The organism is Rhodovulum kholense, from assembly GCF_003053725.1.
Taxonomy (GTDB): Bacteria; Pseudomonadota; Alphaproteobacteria; order Rhodobacterales; family Rhodobacteraceae; genus Rhodovulum; species Rhodovulum kholense.
Window position 1 is genome coordinate 1 of record NZ_QAYC01000044.1, and the last position, 1,727, is coordinate 1,727.

Below are 1,727 nucleotides of genomic sequence, written 5' to 3' on the forward strand. Positions count from 1 at the left end.
TCGGCTACCACGCCGCAAGAAGCGGAGGAGGCATTCCACACAAGCTTGAACGCTGCCGAAAAAGCAGCCTAATCACTGAACCAGAAACTCTCCGGCAAACCCGGGGCGGTTCAGTGGCCAACTCAGTGCAAGGTCACGTCCGTCGGTGCAACCGTGAAGATCGAAATTCCGTCAGACAAGGATGCGCTGTTCTTCGACAGCTCCAACGTCACGCCGGCGGTTTCGCTGACCATGGCCGCGTTTTGCTGCGTCACAGTATCCAGGTGCGAGATCGCGGTGTTTATCTCCGTGAGCGTTATCGTCTGTTCTTGCAGACCGCTCACCACCTCCCTGATGCGTTCACTGATCCGGTCGACACTGCGGAATATCCCGCCAAGGTCGCCGCTGGCCTTGCCCACCAACGTCGCGCCGTCGCGCACATATTCGCTGCTCTGAACGATCAGGGACTTGATTTCCTTTGCGGAGTCGGCCGACCTTTGCGCCAGTTGCCGGACCTCGGAGGCGACCACCGCAAAGCCGCGCCCCGCTTCCCCCGCACGAGCCGCCTCCACCCCCGCATTCAAGGCAAGCAGGTTCGTCTGAAATGCGATGTCGTCGATCACCGAAACGATCTGAGAGATCGACTTCGAGGAATCCTCGATTCTCTGCATGGCGGCGGTCACATCTTCGACGACCTTGCTGCTGTCTCCGGCCGCTTTCCTGGTGTCCTGGGCCTCCCGGCCGACTTCGGACGCATAGTCCGCCGCTTTCCGCGCGGTGTGGTTCAGTTGGTCCACCGCCGCGGCCGTCTGTTCCAGGGTCGCCGCCTGTGTTTCGGTGCGGCGAGAAAGCTCATCGGCGTTTCCAGAAACTCTCTGGGACATTCCGTCGATGGTGCCGGCCACGTCTTTGACCTGTCTGATCAAATTGGCCATGTTTTCCGAAGCCGCGTTGAAACTGTCGGCCACTTCCTTCATGCGGTCCTGGGCAGACAGTTCGACGCGGTGCGTCAGGTCTCCATTGCTGAGCGCCTGGAGCCCCTTCGAAATCGCGCGGATCGCCTCGCGCTGCCGCGTTATTTCCGTCGCGATCTTCGTGATCTGAACGACCGTACCATCCTCGTCGAAGACCGGAGCATATGTCGCGGAAATCCAGATCACTTCATCTTCCTTGGTGATCCTCGGGAACTCGTCCGTGAAGAATTCGCCGGCGCGCAGACGATTCCAGAAATCTTGGTACGCCTGTGTCTGGCGATACTTTTTCTGCACAAACATGCTGTGGTGCTGACCGACCACTTCCGCGGCGGTGTAACCGAGCGCGCGCAGAAACATGTCATTTGCCTCCAAGATCACACCTTCTGGCGTGAAGTGGATCACGGCCTGGGTGCGTTCGACAATCTGAACAATCGCGTCAGATTTGCTAACGGATTTTGACCCACTGGAACCTTTGCGTCGATTGAACCACATCATCGCCTCCGCGTCTGCCTTGGACGATGCATACAGGCGACATATTGAAGCACCCTTAAATTTTCCGATTTGACTTTCCTCATTCCTCCGCCGGGTCGCTGCGGATCTGATGCTGGCTAAAACGTTTTGCAGATATTGCCCTGCACCCTGAGAACTGGAGCGCCTGGATCATGAGCTTTCGGCTGGGTGCTCTGTTCCCTGAAAACTGGACCGTTTGAAGCTGGAGTTTTCGGCTAATCTTTCCTGGCTGGGAGAGGAGCGGAAACGCATGAAGGCATCGAA

The 1,727-nt window shown here is 57.9% G+C and carries 1 protein-coding gene; it reads right to left on the reverse strand.

Features of this window, described 5'->3' with window-relative positions; all coding sequences use genetic code 11:
• Window positions 1-122: 122 nt before the first annotated feature.
• Entirely contained in the window at window positions 123-1,445 is a 1,323-nt protein-coding gene (locus C8N38_RS20975; protein ID WP_108029039.1) for a methyl-accepting chemotaxis protein, read from the reverse strand.
• Window positions 1,446-1,727 lie beyond the last annotated feature (282 nt).

Coding starts and splice junctions, on each gene's coding strand:
- C8N38_RS20975 (WP_108029039.1), bottom strand. CDS start 1,445: ATGTGGTTCAATCGACGCAAAGGTTCCAGTGGGTCAAAATCCGTTAGC.